The following is a 16,584-nucleotide window of genomic DNA, read 5'->3' as shown; positions in this document are numbered from 1 at the left end:
TTTAATCCCTATTTTGGCTTTCTTTCTCGTCTTGAGATTGTTTAATCCGCCGATAAATTTCTTCACGATGAACAGAAATATTTTTCGGTGCATTAACACCAATTTTTATTTGGTTACCACGCATGCTCAAGATTGTGATAGAAATATCATCACCAATCAGCAAACTTTCACCAAGTTTTCGGGTTAATATTAGCATACAAACTCCCCTTCTTGTTTGTAATTTATATTGAAAATATCCTTATTACTTACAAGATCCTTCTTACTTAAACTATGATAATGACAACGAATTATCATCATAACCAAACCAACTTATTGTTGGTGTGGTGAATATAAGCTGTGATCTGTCACAAATAATTCATATTAAAAATATAATTACAAATGTGTTTGTAACCAATCTAAACAACCCGATAATGCAACATTAATGTTATTAGGTTGAGTACCGCCAGCCATCGCCATATCAGGACGACCACCGCCTTTTCCACCTACTTGTTGAGCTAACATATTTACTAACTCGCCCGCTTTCACTTTGCTGGTTAGATCCTGCGTAACTCCTACTACCAAGTTTACTTTTTCCCCCATTACTGAGGCGAAAACAATTACAGCTGAGCCTAACTGATTTTTAAGATCATCAACCATTATCCGTAAAGATTTGCTATCTACATTATCTAAACGTTGCACAACCACTGCAACATCATGGATTTTGATTGCATTCTTGGCTAAATCAGCACCCGCTTGCTGTGCCATTTTATCTTTTAACTGTTGCAATTCTTTTTCAGTTTTCTTTGCTTTCTCTTGTAACTGATGAATCTTATCAACAATTGAGTTCACATCAGATTTTAATAATTCCGCGCTCTGTGTTAATAAAGATTGCTGATGATGCAACCAATTTATTGCTTGTTCACCTGTTACCGCTTCAATACGGCGAATACCTGCGGCTACGGCAGTTTCCGCTGTAATTTTAAATAAACCAATATCGCCCGTACGTTGTGCATGGATACCCCCACATAATTCTATTGAGAAATCTCCCATACCGACCACACGCACTTGCTCACCATATTTTTCGCCAAATAATGCCATTGCCCCTTTTGCTTTCGCCTCGTCTAACGCCATGACTTGGGTTACAATTGGATAATTTGCTCGTACTTCTTGATTAACTAAACGTTCAATTTCTGCTAACTGCTGTTTGGTTACGGGTTCTGGTTGGATAAAGTCAAAGCGTAATCCGTTCTCAGCGACTAAAGAGCCTTTTTGTGCCACGTGATCCCCTAATACCTGACGCAATGCGGCGTGTAATAAATGCGTTGCTGAATGATTTAAAGAGGTTGCCTGACGGCGTTCGGTATCCACTACGGCATTTACCGTTTGCCCTACTTCTAATGTTCCTTGTTGCAACTCGCCAATATGACCAAAGACTTGACCATATTTTTGGGTATCCGTTACTTTAAATAACAAGCCATTACCTGACAAATAACCACTATCGCCAACTTGTCCACCAGATTCGGCATAAAACGGAGTATTTTCTAAAATAACTACCGCACTTTGCCCAGCTTGAATATGGTCAACAGCTTTGCCTTCATAAAAAAGTGCGGTTACTTTTGCCAAAGATTCTGCCTCAGTATACCCCTCAAATTGGGTTGAACCCTCAACACGAATAAGGTTGTTATAATCCATAGCAAATTGATTTGCCGATTGCGCTCTTATCCGTTGCTGTTCCATTGCTTGCTCAAAGCCTTGTTCATCAATGGTAATATTACGTTCTCGACAAACATCAGCCGTTAAATCTAATGGGAAACCATAGGTATCATATAATTTAAATGCTACTTCGCCAGATAATTGTCCATGAGTTACCTCAGCTAAGGCCTCATCAAGCAGTGCTAATCCACGTTCTAAGGTACGAGCAAATTGTTCTTCTTCTAAGCGTAAGACTTTTTCAATTTGAGCTTGTTTAGTTTTTAAATCTTTCGCCGCACTCGCCATAACCTCAATTAAAGTTGGCACTAATTTATAGAAAAAGGCTTCTTTCGCACCGAGTAAATGACCATGACGCACTGCACGACGGATAATACGGCGTAAAACATAACCACGCCCTTCATTAGAAGGAAGTACGCCATCAGCAATAAGATAAGCACAAGAACGGATATGATCGGCAATGACACGTAAAGATTTATTATTTAAATCTCGCTCGCCTGTAATCTCTGCGGCTTTTGCGATTAAGGTTTGGAAAATATCAATTTCATAGTTAGAATTTACATGTTGCAACACCGCGGCAATACGTTCTAAGCCCATTCCCGTATCAACGGAAGGTTTTGGTAATTTTTCCATTGTGCCATCGGCTTGGCGATTATATTGCATGAAAACCACATTCCAAATTTCAATATAACGATCGCCATCTTCTTCGGCAGATCCCGGTGGGCCGCCCCAAATATGTTCACCATGATCATAAAAAATTTCAGTACAAGGACCACAAGGACCTGTATCCCCCATTTGCCAGAAATTATCCGAGGCATAACTACCCGGTTCGCCTTTATTATCACCAATTCGAATAATTCGTTCGGCAGGAATGCCAATTTGTTGATGCCAAATATCATAGGCTTCTTGATCTGTTTCATAGACAGTAACCCACAATCTTTCTTTCGGCAAGCCAAGCCATTGTGGTGAAGTAAGATATTCCCAAGCAAAATGAATGGCATCATGTTTAAAATAATCGCCAAAACTGAAATTACCTAACATTTCAAAAAATGTATGATGACGTGCCGTATAACCCACATTCTCAAGATCATTATGTTTACCACCTGCTCGCACACAACGTTGGGCAGTGGTTGCTCGAGAATAAGGACGCTTATCTAAACCAAGAAATACATCTTTAAACTGGTTCATACCAGCATTAGTAAAAAGCAATGTAGGATCATTATCGGGAATTAAAGAACTGCTATCGACGATTTGATGTCCTTTACTGTGAAAAAAATCTAGAAATGACTGTCTAATTTGTGCTGTTGTTTTCATTAATAAACCTTGCAATATGTACCTTAGAAAATATTTTTATATTTAAAAAGGCGACCACGAAATAATTTTTTGCCTATCCCATATTGTGGCATACTTTTGAGGTTTATCCAAACGATCCAACAATAAATTTTATTCTCACTATTTGATATGAAAAACAAGATAAAAATCCACCGCACTTTTGCATAATACACAAAAAAGTGCGGTCTATTTTTCAATTATTTTTAATATCCTTAAAATAATTCATCTTCCACAAAGAAATAGGCAATTTCTCGTTGAGCCGAAGCAAGGCTATCCGAACCATGCACTGAGTTTTTACTTGAGGTTAAAGCAAAATCATGACGAATTGTGCCTACCCTTGCTTCCGTTAAATTGGTTGCTCCAATTAATTCACGATAATTTTTTACTGCATTTTCGCCCTCTAAGACAGCGACAACCACAGGGGCTGAGGTCATAAAAGCCACTAAAGACTGAAAAAAAGGTTTGTCTTTATGTTCCGCATAAAATCCCTCAGCTTGAGCTTGATCCAGTTGTACCATTTTTAAGGCAACAATTTTCAATTTCGCTTGTTCAAAACGTGCCAAAATTGTGCCAATTATTGCACGTTGTGTTGCATCTGGTTTAATAATTGCCAATGTACGTTCAATTGCCATATTAATCCCCCTGTTGGTTTAATAATAATGTGGCTAAGGTTTGTATTCCTAAGCCCGTTGCGCCCGCAGCCCATAATGCGTTACCACTTTTGCAAAATGTGGCTGAACAATCAATGTGTAACCAATGTTGTTGATAATTTTGTACAAAGTAAGATAAAAAAGCAGTTGCGGTGCTTGCACCTGCACCAACTGGCACTGACCCCACATTTGCAATATCAGCAAAAGCAGAATCAATTTGCCCACGATGTCGCTCAGCAAAAGGTAAACGCCAAAATGGTTCGTTACTTTGCTCCGCTGCGGTAAATAATGCCTGTGCAAGTTTATCGTCCATAGTTAATACAGAATGATAGTCATTACCTACTGCTACTTTCGCCGCACCTGTTAATGTGGCACAATCAATCATCAGTTTTGCATTATCTTTATCTGCATCAATTAAACCATCAGCCAAGACTAAACGCCCTTCCGCATCAGTATTTAATACTTCAACGCTAACACCATTACGATATTCAATTATATCGCCTAATTTAAAGGCATGGCTACTTACCATATTTTCAGCACAGCATAAATAAAGTTTGACACGTTGTTTTAATCCTTGGGCAATGGCTAGCCCTAATGCCCCTGTTAATAATGCTGCACCGCCCATATCAGAACGCATAGTATCCATACTATTACTTGGTTTTAGGCTATAACCCCCGCTGTCAAAAGTAATGCCTTTCCCCACTAAACTTGCCAATACAGGGGCTTGTTCATCGCCAGTAGGATTAAAATCCAGTTGTAACATTACTGGTGGATTTACAGAGCCTTTTCCTACATTCCAAATACCTAAATATCCTTGCCTATGTAATTGATCATTATTTAAAATATGGTATTTTACCGCACGAGATTGATTTACCTTTTCTGCCTGTTGCGTAATAAATTGGGCTGCCCGTTGCGCTAATTGTTCTGGGGTAATCACTGTGGCTGGTAAATTAATGATTTCACGAGTAAACTGGCTACAATCCACTAAATTGGTTAATTGACGTTGCTCAAGTTTTGGTAGGTCAGGAAATGTGAGTTGGTATTCTTGCTTACTGCTATAAAATCCTTGTTGAAACGCCCAACAATATTGCCAATTCCACCCCTCACCAGTTAGTTTTGCTTGTTTTATTCCTTGATTTCGTAATTTTCGTGCTGCTTTTTGGATTAATATGAGATTTTCTTGTGGTTTAAGATGAATAATTGCTGAGGTTTCAGTAAAGGAAAGAATTGCATTTTTCCCCCAAATTTGTTCATTAGCAACCTGATTTGATAATTTTATTTCCATTGCCATCTTTTTGCTCCATTGTATTATGATAAACAATAAAATAGATATTATTTAGCCTAAAGTAAATAGTATCGTTGTTTTATCGTTGCCCCACTTTAAAATAATATGGCGTTGGTACGCCTTGCCGTACACTTTGTACTATTTTCGGCATACCGCCTTGTCTTATTTTAAATTGAAACGACTATAATTTGAAATAAGACAAGACAATATACGATAATATGTACCAATGCTGTATTATTTTAAAGAGAAATAATCTACTTTAGAAAAAGAAAATATTTTTATTAATACGCTCTTTATATGAATAAAAAGGAAAAGCATAAACTTTTCCTTTTTATTTTATCTAAAGCAACTCAAGGTTATTTTACCCGAGAAACATATTCGCCAGAACGTGTATCCACACGAATCACTTCGCCGATTTGTACAAATAATGGCACTCTTACTACGGCTCCTGTGCTTAATGTCGCTGGTTTGCCCCCAGTTCCTGCTGTATCGCCTTTTAAGCCCGGATCAGTATCAACCACTTCTAATTCAACAAAGTTAGGTGGCGTTACATTGATTGGTGCACCATTCCATAATGTGATAATACATTCTGCTTGATCTAATAGCCATTTAGCCGAATCGCCCACCGCTTTTTCATCTGCTGAATATTGTTCAAAGGTTTCTGGGTGCATAAAATACCAGAAGGCGTCATCTTTATATGAATAAATAAGATTTAAATCCATCACATCTGCCGCTTCTACTGATGTACCTGATTTAAAATTGACATCTAACACTTTACCAGAAATCAATTTACGAATACGCGTGCGAGTGAATGCTTGACCTTTACCCGGTTTAACAAATTCATTTTCAATAATCACACAAGGTTCGCCATCTTGCATGAATTTTAGACCTGGTTTGAAATCAGTGGTAGTATATGTAGCCATATTTTCCTCAAATTAAATTAGCTTAGTTGTATAGAAAGTGTGTATTCTAACTCAAAACCCCTTAAATAGAGAAGATCAAAATTGGACAGATTACCTTGCTAGTGCAATTTCCGACCCCAAACAATTATTAAATGCGTTGCAATTACCTTTAGCCCCTTTTTTGGCTGGCATTGAGGCACGTAAACTTTTTCCGATGCGTGTGCCTTTGCCTTTTGTTGAAAAAATGAAAAAAGCCGATCCGCAAGATCCGTTATTTTTACAGGTCATGACCTTACCACAAGAATTTCTTTCCGCCGAGGGATTTAGTAACGATCCCTTGGAAGAACAACAACCGCCTGTGCCGAATATTTTGCATAAATACCATAATCGTTTGTTATTAATGGTCAAAGGGGGCTGTGCGGTAAATTGTCGTTATTGTTTTCGCCGCCATTTTCCTTATGCGGAAAATCAAGGGAATAAGGCAAATTGGACAAAAGCGATTGAATATATTGCTCAACATCAAGAAATAGAAGAAGTGATTTTTTCTGGTGGTGATCCCCTAATGGCAAAGGATCACGAATTGGCTTGGTTAATAAAAAAATTGGAAAACCTACCGCACTTACAACGTTTGCGTATTCATACTCGCTTGCCAGTGATGATCCCACAACGTATTACGCAAGAATTTTGTCAATTATTAGCACAAAGTCGTTTTGCTTGTGTACTGGTTACCCATATTAATCACGCCAATGAAATTGATCAACGCTTTAAACAAGCAATGTTACAGCTACGTCAAGCTGGCGTAACCTTACTCAATCAATCAGTGTTATTAAAAGCGGTAAATGATAATGCACAAACTTTAAAGCAACTTAATGAAAAACTCTTTGATTGCACGATTTTGCCCTATTATTTACATTTATTAGATAAAGTGGCTGGGGCAAGTCATTTTTACCTTGATGATCATAAAGCATTGCAAATTTATCAAGAATTACAACGCATTAGCTCAGGCTATTTAGTCCCCAAATTAGCTAGAGAAATTGCACATCAACCCAATAAAACCCTGTATTCGGATTAGAAAAATCAATAAAAATCCGTTAGAATGTTTATACTTGTTTGATTTATTTTATTGAGGTACATTGTGGATTCCGACAAAAACAACACACAGCAACAGCCAGAGCAAAACCAATTAGATTTAGAATTTAATCAAATTGAACCCATTACCCCCAAAAAAGTGGTGGAACCTACCCCTTCCTTTTGGGATAAAGTAAAGGGTATAGTGGCAACTTTTGGGCGTACCCAAAAAGAAGAAAAAATACGCCAAGAGCCTAGTCTTACTCAATCACAACCCTCAGTAAATGATGAACAAGAAAAGCTTACAGAAAATGAAACAGGGCTTGAGCAAGTTCAAGACTTAGAACATTCACAACATCACAAGGAAAATCCAAGTTTAACAGAAACGAAAACAGAAAAAGGATTTGACTGGAAACGCCCAGAAAATTGGGCATTCTTACAGAAATTACCACAGAAACATCGCCGTATTGTGGTGGCGTTATGTGCCTTTATTATTTTGTTATTATTATTTTTATGGTTAAAACCAAGTTCAAGCACTGTCGATTCACTGCACCAAAGCCAAAATAATTTACCTATTGAATTTCAACCCTTAGATCAAAGTTTAATTGTTGAAGAAAATGATGCTGAGCCAGAAATCATCATTACCGAGCAAATACAATTTACCGCTCCTTCCTTAATGACAACAGCGGCAAATATTGCCAGTGCCGTTGTATTACCCAAAGCAGAAGCTGTGGCAGAAGAAACCGTACATCACAGCCAAACAATAGCTCCACCGGCTCGCCAAGCTGAATCCGTAAAAACTGCACCAAAAACAGAACAAAAACCTGCCACAAAAGCAGTACAAAATACGGCAAAAGCTACACCACGTCCTGCGACAAATCGCCCGGTGGAAAACAAACAAAACACCAATAAACCAGCACCTGTAGTAGAAGCCAATAAAGCAAAAACAAATACCGTCGCAACAGGTACAAATAAAACCCTTACCATTAGCAAAGGCGTATCATTAATGCAAGTATTTCGCGATAATAACTTGAACATTTCTGATGTCAATGCTATGACCAGAGCCAATGGAGCGGGTAATGTATTAAGCAGTTTTAAACCTGGCGATAAAGTTCAAGTTTCTATTCAACCCAATGGACGTGTCGGCGAATTACGTTTACAAAATGGCTCACGTTTTATTCGCCAAGCAGATGGTAGCTATATTTATCGTAAATAATGGCTCTTAAGCTAAACAGGAGAAATCCTGTTTAGCTTTTTATTAATTAGTAATAATTTATGCTAATTAGTTATAAAATGTTAATTAGTTATTCCTTTTGGCTTAAAAATTAACTGGGTGTAATAAAGTTAGCGGATTCAACTAAACATAATCTATGCTAGAATAGGCGCTGTTTGGGGACGGTTTAAGATAAAATAAATAAAGCGTATTGTTATGTTGGCACAGATTAAAATTGTATTAGTAGAAACCTCGCATAGTGGTAATATTGGTTCTACCGCTCGGGCAATGAAGACGATGGGGTTGACTCGGTTGTGTTTGGTAAATCCATTACAACCTATTGATGAACAAGCTATTTCTTTATCTGCTAATGCTTCCGATATTTTGCAACAAGCGGAAATCCAGCCTAATTTAGCTTGTGCGGTTGCTGATTGCCAGTTGGTGGTAGGAACAAGTGCGAGAAGTCGCCATATACAAAATAATTTGCTTGATCCTCGTCAAAATGCACAATTAGTGATACAACAAGCAATGCTAGGGCATAACGTGGCGATTGTTTTTGGGCGGGAGCGAGTAGGATTAACCAATGCTGAGTTATTGCAATGTCATTATCATCTTGCGATTCCTGCTAATCCTGCTTATTCATCATTGAATTTAGCCATGGCGGTTCAATTAATTAGCTATGAATTGCGTATGGCTTGGTTGCAGCATACTCAGAGCCAAACTAAAGATTGTCCTTTAACTAATTTACCGACCGCAAAGCAGTTAGAACATTTTTTACAACAAACGGAAGCACTTTATCAACAGCTTGGTTTTATTCAAAATCAAGGGGTAATGCAAAAACTTCGGCGTTTTTATTATCGTTCAGGCATTGAACAAAATGAATTAAATATTTTACAAGGTATGTTGAGTGCGGTTAAACGGCATATTCGCTAGTCCTATTGGTTTAATTTATAGATTCAATGGCTAAATAGTTGACTAATTTAATAGGTTATGTAAGATCTCTGCTATTCATCATTAAGCTAGGGACGTTACAATGAAATTGACTTCAAAAGGACGTTATGCTGTTACAGCGATTTTAGATATTGCTTTGTATTCTAATGAAAAGCCCGTAACACTTGCGGATATTTCTGAGCGACAGCATATTTCTTTGTCCTATTTAGAGCAGTTATTTGCTAAATTAAGGCGTCATGGTTTGGTGAAAAGCGTAAGAGGCCCAGGCGGTGGTTATTGTTTAGGCTATGCCAGTAACAAAATTTCTATTGGTATGATAATTGCTGCTGTCAATGAAAATATTAATGTAACAAAATGCTTAGGTAAGGGAAATTGTCAAGGTGGGCATGAATGTCTTACCCATTCCTTATGGGACCAATTAAGTTTGCGCATTGAACAATTTTTAAATGAAATTACTTTAGCTGAGTTAGTAGATAAACATTATGAAAAACAAGTACAACAAAAATTATCTTCTGCTTATCCCCATAAGTTAGAGAGTTTGTTGGTTGTCAATCGTTAATTTGGTAACACGATAGTTTGGTTAGGAGTGAAAATGAAATTACCAATTTATTTGGATTATGCTGCAACTTGTCCTGTTGATGAGCGTGTAGCAAAGAAAATGATGGAATATTTAACCGTTGAGGGGGTATTTGGTAATCCTGCCTCACGTTCCCATAAATTTGGTTGGACAGCAGAAGAGGCGGTAGATGTTGCTCGTAATCAAATTGCTGAGCTTATTGGTGCAGATTCAAGAGAGATTGTGTTTACTTCTGGTGCAACAGAGGCAGATAACCTTGCTATTAAAGGGGCGGCACATTTTTACCAAAACAAGGGTAAACATATTATCACTTGTAAAACAGAGCATAAGGCAGTGCTAGATACTTGCCGTCAATTAGAGCGTGAAGGATTTGAAGTAACCTATTTAGCCCCTAAATCTGATGGGCTTATTGATTTAGATGAGCTAAAAGCGGCGATGCGTGATGACACCATTTTAGTGTCTATTATGCATGTCAACAATGAAATCGGTGTGATTCAAGATATTGCGGCTATTGGCGAGTTATGTCGTGAACGTAAAATTATTTTCCATGTTGATGCGACACAGAGCGTAGGAAAATTACCGATTAATTTGGCAGAATTAAAAGTGGACTTAATGTCAATGTCAAGCCATAAACTCTATGGTCCAAAAGGGATTGGGGCATTATATGTTCGCCGTAAACCGCGTGTCAGATTAGAGGCATTAATTCATGGCGGTGGGCATGAACGTGGTATGCGTTCAGGCACTTTACCTGTGCATCAAATTGTTGGTATGGGCGAGGCTTATCGTATTTGTAAGGAAGAAATGGCAACAGAAATGCCTCGTTTAAAAGCCTTGCGTGATCGTTTATACAATGGCTTAAAAGATATTGAAGAAACCTATGTGAATGGTTCTATGGATCATCGCATTGATAATAATTTAAATATCAGTTTCAATTTTGTGGAAGGCGAATCTTTAATGATGTCCTTGCGTGATATTGCTGTATCATCAGGATCTGCTTGTACTTCAGCCAGCCTTGAACCTTCCTATGTATTACGTGCCTTAGGTTTGAATGATGAATTAGCCCATAGCTCAATTCGTTTTACCGTTGGTCGTTATACCACAGAAGAAGAAATTGATTATACCATTGAGTTAGTGAAGAAAGCGGTAACAAAACTGCGTGATTTATCGCCATTATGGGATATGCATAAAGAGGGGATCGATCTTTCTACCATTGAATGGTCGCATCATTAATATTCATAAAATAGCGGGCGTAGTTTCACGCCCATAACAAAGGTTAAGCATATTGCTTATTTAATAAGTATATTAAGGTTAGGAAAATAAAATGGCATACAGTGACAAAGTGATTGATCATTATGAAAATCCACGCAATGTGGGTTCTTTTGATAAAAAAGCGGCTGATGTAGGAACAGGTATGGTCGGTGCACCTGCTTGTGGTGATGTGATGCAACTGCAAATTAAAGTGAATGAACAAGGCATTATTGAAGATGCGAAGTTCAAAACCTATGGTTGTGGCTCTGCTATTGCGTCCAGTTCATTGATTACTGAATGGGTAAAAGGCAAATCTCTTGATGAAGCACAAGCGATTAAAAATAGCCAAATTGCTGAGGAATTAGAGCTACCGCCAGTGAAAGTGCATTGTTCTATTTTGGCAGAAGATGCGATTAAAGCAGCGATTGCGGATTATAAAGCGAAAAAAGGCGAATAATCCCCAATTTGACTACTTGTGTTTTGATTTATGTAGGGCGTCAACACGCCCTATAAACTTAATTTGGGAGCCTTTATGTCATCAGTACAACAACATTTGTCTGTTCCGCCTGTTACGGGTGTGGGATTAACCGAGGCGGCGGCACAACGTGTTAAAACCTTTTTAGCCAATCGGGGAAAGGGAATTGGCTTACGGCTTGGTATCAAAACCTCAGGTTGTTCAGGATTGGCTTATGTACTTGAATTTGTTGATGAATTAAATGAAGATGATCAAGTGTTTGAGCAACATGGTGTAAAAGTTATTGTGGACGCTAAAAGCCTTGTGTATTTAGAAGGAACAATATTGGACTTCACAAAAGAAGGGTTAAATGAGGGATTTAAATTCCATAATCCAAATGTTAAGGATCAATGTGGTTGTGGTGAAAGTTTTAATGTATAAAGGTTAAGCTATGCAAAATCATTTTCAGCTATTTGATCTCCCTGTGAGTTTCCAGCTTGATTTAAATCAGTTATCACAACGTTATCTTGCCTTACAAAAAAGTTTGCACCCTGATAATTTTGCGGCACAAGATGACCAACAGCAACGGGAAGCGTTACAACGCTCTTCCCAAATAAATGATGCTTATCAACAGCTTAAAGATCCTATTTTGCGAGCGGAAGCCATTGTTGAAATTGCCACAGGACAAGCTATTGATAAAGAAAATACCACCCATGATATGGCGTTTCTTATGGAACAAATGGGTTGGCGTGAACAATTAGAAGAAATTGAACAAAGCCAAAATGAACAAGATTTGTTGTCGTTACAACAAACATTAAATGAAAAAAAATCTCAAGAACTGACCGCACTTGCAACGGAAATTGAGCAACAACAATGGCAGCAAAGTAAACTACATATTGATCGTCTAAAATTTATCAAAAAATTAGAACAAGAAATTGAGCGGATAGAAGATCAACTGGCTGGCTTTTAAACTTAAAAAGAAGTTAATCATATAAAGAGAAAAGAGATGGCATTATTACAAATTGCTGAACCCGGACAAAGTGCGGCACCACACCAACACCGTTTAGCGGTGGGCATTGATTTAGGCACAACTAATTCCTTGGTGGCAACGGTACGCAATGGGCATGCCGATATTTTATTAGATGAACACCAGCGTGCATTATTGCCCTCTGTTGTACATTTTAACCCACAACAAACCTTGGTCGGCAATGAAGCAAGGGCGTTAGCCAGTGAATTCCCGCAGGATACGATTGTATCGGTCAAGCGTTTAATCGGACGTAGTTTGGCGGACGTACAAGCGCGTTATCCCCATTTACCTTATCAATTTAGCTCAAGCGAAAATGGCTTGCCATTATTAAATACAGTTCAAGGGCAATATTCCCCTATTGAGGTTTCTGCCAAAATTTTGCAAAAACTGACCGCACTTGCCGAACAACGCTTAGGCGGAGAATTAACAGGGGCGGTCATTACTGTTCCAGCTTATTTTGATGATGCACAACGTCAAGCCACAAAAGATGCAGCGAAATTAGCCAATCTCAATGTGTTGCGTTTACTCAATGAACCTACTGCTGCTGCCATTGCTTATGGTTTGGACAGTGGGCAAGAGGGGGTTATTGCCGTTTATGATTTAGGTGGTGGTACTTTTGATATTTCTATCTTGCGTTTAGCGAAAGGGGTGTTTGAAGTATTGGCAACGGGTGGTGATACTGCTCTAGGTGGCGATGATTTTGATCATTTATTGGCAGATTGGATTGCACAGCAAGCAGAATATTCGCCACAAAATGATCAAGCTCGCCGTCAATTACTTGAACTGGCGATTGCCACAAAAATCGCTTTAACGGAAAAGCAAGAAGCGGATATTCAATATGGCGAGTGGCAAGGCAACATTTCTCGTGAACAATTTAATCAGCTGATTGAGCCATTGATTAAACGCTCTTTGCAGGCTTGTCGCCGAGCGTTAAAAGATGCCAAAGTGAGCCTTGAGGACGTTCAACAAGTGGTAATGGTTGGGGGTTCAACCAGAGTGCCTGCGGTGCGTGAGCAAGTTGGAGCATTTTTCCATAAACCGCCATTAACGTCCATTGATCCCGATAAAGTGGTGGCATTAGGAGCTGCCATTCAAGCGGATATTTTAGCGGGCAATAAACCTGACAGCGAAATGCTATTGCTTGATGTGATTCCCCTTTCCCTTGGCATTGAAACCATGGGGGGCTTGGTGGAAAAAATTATTCCGCGTAACACCACGATTCCAGTGGCAAGAGCGCAAGAGTTTACCACATTCAAAGATGGGCAAACCGCAATGACGGTGCATGTGGTACAAGGCGAACGAGAAATGGTGGCGGATTGCCGTTCATTAGCCCGTTTTAGTTTACGTGGTATTCCAGCAATGGTAGCGGGAGCGGCTCACGTCAGAGTAACCTATCAAGTAGATGCTGATGGCTTATTAAGTGTTACCGCAATGGAAAAATCCACAGGAATTCAATCTTCTATTCAAGTTAAACCGTCCTATGGTTTAACCGATGAAGAAATTGCCAATATGCTACGCGCCTCAATGCAGAATGCTAAACAAGATATTCAGTTACGTTTATTAGCCGAACAAAAAGTAGAGGCGGAACGAGTATTATCCAGTTTACGCAATGCCTTACAACAAGATGCAAGTTTATTAAATGAACAAGAGCTTGCCGCCGTCAAAATGGCAATTCATAATTTAGATGAATTACGTCAGCAGCAAGATGCCGTTGCTATTAAACAGGGGATCAAAGCCCTTGATCAGGCAACCAGAGAATTTGCCGCTAGACGTATGAATAAATCCATTAATGCAGTATTAACGGGACATTCCGTTGATGATATTGCTCAAAAGTCGTAGTTGAGAGTGAAAAATGACAAAAATTATCTTTTTACCCCATGAAACACTTTGCCCTGAAGGAATGGTTATTGATGCCGCAAAAGGGGATAATGTGTTAGAAAAAGCCTTAGAGGCTGGCATTGAAATTGAACACGCTTGTGATGGTTCTTGTGCTTGTACCACCTGCCATGTGATTGTGCGTGAAGGTTTTGATTCGTTAAATGAAAGTACCGATGAAGAAGACGATATGTTGGATAAAGCTTGGGGCTTGGAAGTGGATAGCCGATTAAGTTGCCAATGTATTGTAGGCGATGAAGATTTGGTAATTGAAATTCCAAAATATAGTCTAAACCATGCTCGTGAGGAAAATCATTGATGAAATGGACAGATTCACAAGAAATCGCTTGGGCATTATATGACCTCAATCCTGAACTTGATCCCAAAACAGTGCGTTTTACCGATATGCACCAGTGGATTTGTCAGCTTGAGGAATTTGATGATGATCCCGAGAAATCCAATGAAGCCATTTTAGAGGCTATTCTATTAAAATGGCTAGAAGAATTTGAATAAAATAGACCGCACTTAGTGAAGAAAAGTGCGGTTGTTTTTAACAATTTTTTATTTTCTCTTATTTCTTTTCACATTACTGTCCATAACAAGATTGCCAATAACTGAGGGGAAATAATCCGTAAAAACATCGCCAAAGGATAAACGGTAGCATAGGATAAGGCAGCCGCACCACTTTCTTCTTTCAATGAATTAGCAAAGGCTAAGGCAGGGGGATCGGTCATTGAGCCAGCTAATAATCCGCATAAACTGAGATAATTCAATTTAAAATAAAGTCGTGCCATAATGCCTACGGTAAGTAACGGGATAAGTGTAATTAACACGCCGTACCCCATCCATTCTAATCCATTGCCATTGATTAAGGTATCCATAAAATTTCCTCCTGATTTTAATCCTACCACTGCAAGGAATAACACAATACCAATTTCGCGTAAAGCAAGGTTCGCACTCGGTGGCATAAACCAATATAATTTTCCGATACTGCCTATTCTTGCCAAAATAAGTGCTACAACCAAAGGTCCTCCAGCTAATCCCAGTTTTAATGCCACAGGAAAGCCGGGTAAATGAAAGGGAATTGATCCCAGTAAAACCCCTAATCCAATTCCAATAAAAACGGGCAACATTTGTACTTGCTGTAATTTCTGTTGAGCATTACCAATGACCGCAATGGCAGGTTCTATGGATTCAACTCGTCCAACAATATGTAATACATCGCCAAATTGTAAAATGGTATTTGCGGTTGGCACGAGTTCAATACCTGCTCGGTTTAGTCGTGATATCATAACGCCAAATTTTTGATGAATACCTAGTTGGCGAATTTTTTTACCAAGCACCTTTTCGTTCGTGACAACTACTCGTTCAGAACGTAAATAATCGGTTTTCATTGAAATGGAAGAGTCCACTTTTTCGCCAATAATTAACTGCATTTTCTTTAATACCGCAGATTCGCCCACTAAGCGTAATAAATCGCCAATGTAAATTAAGGTATCCGCTTTAGGTACAATGACCTGATCCTCTCGTTTTAGCCTTGAACAAATCACTTCTTTATGTTCAAAGCCGGGAATATCTTTTAAGGCTAATCCCTCTAAATTGGGATTGGTGACTTTCATATTCACGCTAATTAAATGCTCGTGCTCTTGCCCACTTTCACGTTCAAAACGTCTTGCTTCTTCATCAAGCTTAACCTTAAAGAACCAGCGAATTAGCCACATTGTCAATAAAATGCCACAGATACCGAAAGGATAGGCAATGGCATAGGAAATTCCCATGGTGCTAGTTAGATTTTTCATACCTAATTCAGCAAGAATTTGTTGCCCCGCTCCTAATGATGGGGTATTGGTTACTGCACCAGAATAAATCCCTAGTAAAATATCTAAAGAAATGTCCGTACATTGATAAATCACAATAATGACCATTGCCCCAAGTATCACGATTAAACTGGCAAGGGCATTAAGTTTTAATCCTGCTTGACGCAAAGAGGCAAAAAAACCGGGGCCGACTTGGATACCAATAGTATAAACAAATAAAATTAAGCCAAATTCTTGGATAAAGTGTAGGGTGTGTGTATCCAACATAATGCCGTATTGATGGGTAAAATGTGCCACAATAATGCCACCAAATAATACACCACCAATTCCTAGACCGACCCCACGAATTTTCCAATGTCCTAGCCATAAACCAATTATAGCCACTAAAGCTAATAGGCTAATTGTCATTGCTATATCTGTCATAAATAAGCCCTTAAATGAAATTTACTGAGCAAAATTATAGCAAGTAAAAAATCACAAAAACCTGCACTAGTTC

General features: G+C 38.6%; 17 protein-coding genes. 11 read left to right on the top strand and 6 right to left on the bottom strand.

Annotated features, from left to right (window positions below):
* Position 1: 1 nt before the first annotated feature.
* From csrA to efp, 5 genes are all read right to left on the bottom strand, one after another.
* A complete protein-coding gene (csrA, locus tag A6A20_RS04335; RefSeq protein ID WP_279572311.1) occupies positions 2-196 on the bottom strand; it encodes a carbon storage regulator CsrA in 195 nt (64 codons plus the stop codon).
* A 176-nt stretch (positions 197-372) separates the two neighbouring features.
* Complete coding sequence (gene alaS, locus A6A20_RS04330) at positions 373-3,003, bottom strand: alanine--tRNA ligase (RefSeq protein ID WP_279572310.1); 2,631 nt, start codon at positions 3,001-3,003, stop codon at positions 373-375.
* Between the two features lie 230 nt (positions 3,004-3,233).
* Positions 3,234-3,653, bottom strand: coding sequence for a nucleoside-diphosphate kinase (gene ndk, locus A6A20_RS04325; RefSeq protein ID WP_279572309.1), 420 nt, complete (start codon positions 3,651-3,653; stop codon positions 3,234-3,236).
* A gap of 1 nt (position 3,654) precedes the next feature.
* Positions 3,655-4,956, bottom strand: coding sequence for an aminopeptidase PepB (pepB, locus tag A6A20_RS04320; protein ID WP_279573740.1), 1,302 nt, complete (start codon positions 4,954-4,956; stop codon positions 3,655-3,657).
* Positions 4,957-5,312: 356 nt separating this feature from the next.
* Positions 5,313-5,879, bottom strand: a complete 567-nt coding sequence (gene efp, locus A6A20_RS04315; RefSeq protein WP_279572308.1) for an elongation factor P — start codon at positions 5,877-5,879, stop codon at positions 5,313-5,315.
* 37 nt (positions 5,880-5,916) lie between these two features.
* Here efp and epmB point away from each other — a divergent pair, with 37 nt between their 5' ends.
* From epmB to iscX, 11 genes are all read left to right on the top strand, one after another.
* Positions 5,917-6,930 (top strand): EF-P beta-lysylation protein EpmB, encoded by a 1,014-nt coding sequence (epmB, locus tag A6A20_RS04310; RefSeq protein ID WP_279572307.1) that lies wholly within the window; start codon positions 5,917-5,919, stop codon positions 6,928-6,930.
* Between the two features lie 63 nt (positions 6,931-6,993).
* Positions 6,994-8,142, top strand: a complete 1,149-nt coding sequence (locus tag A6A20_RS04305) for a LysM-like peptidoglycan-binding domain-containing protein (RefSeq protein ID WP_279572306.1) — start codon at positions 6,994-6,996, stop codon at positions 8,140-8,142.
* A 213-nt stretch (positions 8,143-8,355) separates the two neighbouring features.
* Positions 8,356-9,072, top strand: coding sequence for a tRNA (cytosine(32)/uridine(32)-2'-O)-methyltransferase TrmJ (gene trmJ, locus A6A20_RS04300; protein WP_279572305.1), 717 nt, complete (start codon positions 8,356-8,358; stop codon positions 9,070-9,072).
* Positions 9,073-9,172: 100 nt separating this feature from the next.
* Complete coding sequence (gene iscR, locus A6A20_RS04295) at positions 9,173-9,649, top strand: Fe-S cluster assembly transcriptional regulator IscR (RefSeq protein ID WP_279572304.1); 477 nt, start codon at positions 9,173-9,175, stop codon at positions 9,647-9,649.
* Positions 9,650-9,682: 33 nt separating this feature from the next.
* Positions 9,683-10,897 (top strand): IscS subfamily cysteine desulfurase, encoded by a 1,215-nt coding sequence (locus A6A20_RS04290; protein ID WP_279572303.1) that lies wholly within the window; start codon positions 9,683-9,685, stop codon positions 10,895-10,897.
* A 91-nt stretch (positions 10,898-10,988) separates the two neighbouring features.
* Positions 10,989-11,372, top strand: a complete 384-nt coding sequence (gene iscU, locus A6A20_RS04285) for a Fe-S cluster assembly scaffold IscU (protein WP_132689728.1) — start codon at positions 10,989-10,991, stop codon at positions 11,370-11,372.
* A gap of 75 nt (positions 11,373-11,447) precedes the next feature.
* Positions 11,448-11,810 (top strand): iron-sulfur cluster assembly protein IscA, encoded by a 363-nt coding sequence (gene iscA, locus A6A20_RS04280; RefSeq protein ID WP_279572302.1) that lies wholly within the window; start codon positions 11,448-11,450, stop codon positions 11,808-11,810.
* Between the two features lie 10 nt (positions 11,811-11,820).
* Entirely contained in the window at positions 11,821-12,339 is a 519-nt protein-coding gene (gene hscB, locus A6A20_RS04275) for a Fe-S protein assembly co-chaperone HscB (RefSeq protein WP_279572301.1), read from the top strand.
* A gap of 36 nt (positions 12,340-12,375) precedes the next feature.
* A complete protein-coding gene (hscA, locus tag A6A20_RS04270; RefSeq protein WP_279572300.1) occupies positions 12,376-14,235 on the top strand; it encodes a Fe-S protein assembly chaperone HscA in 1,860 nt (619 codons plus the stop codon).
* 13 nt (positions 14,236-14,248) lie between these two features.
* Positions 14,249-14,590, top strand: a complete 342-nt coding sequence (gene fdx, locus A6A20_RS04265; protein ID WP_132689716.1) for an ISC system 2Fe-2S type ferredoxin — start codon at positions 14,249-14,251, stop codon at positions 14,588-14,590.
* Entirely contained in the window at positions 14,590-14,784 is a 195-nt protein-coding gene (gene iscX / locus A6A20_RS04260) for a Fe-S cluster assembly protein IscX (protein ID WP_279572299.1), read from the top strand. Before fdx ends, iscX begins: the two co-directional genes overlap by 1 nt.
* A gap of 68 nt (positions 14,785-14,852) precedes the next feature.
* On the opposite strand, the gene A6A20_RS04255 is transcribed toward iscX, so the two are convergent.
* A complete protein-coding gene (locus A6A20_RS04255) occupies positions 14,853-16,511 on the bottom strand; it encodes a putative transporter (RefSeq protein ID WP_279572298.1) in 1,659 nt (552 codons plus the stop codon).
* Positions 16,512-16,584 lie beyond the last annotated feature (73 nt).

It is taken from the genome of Volucribacter amazonae (assembly GCF_029783845.1).
Lineage (GTDB): Bacteria > Pseudomonadota > Gammaproteobacteria > Enterobacterales > Pasteurellaceae > Volucribacter > Volucribacter amazonae.
Note: the sequence above shows the minus strand (reverse complement) of the source record. Positions and strands in the feature narration are given on the sequence as shown.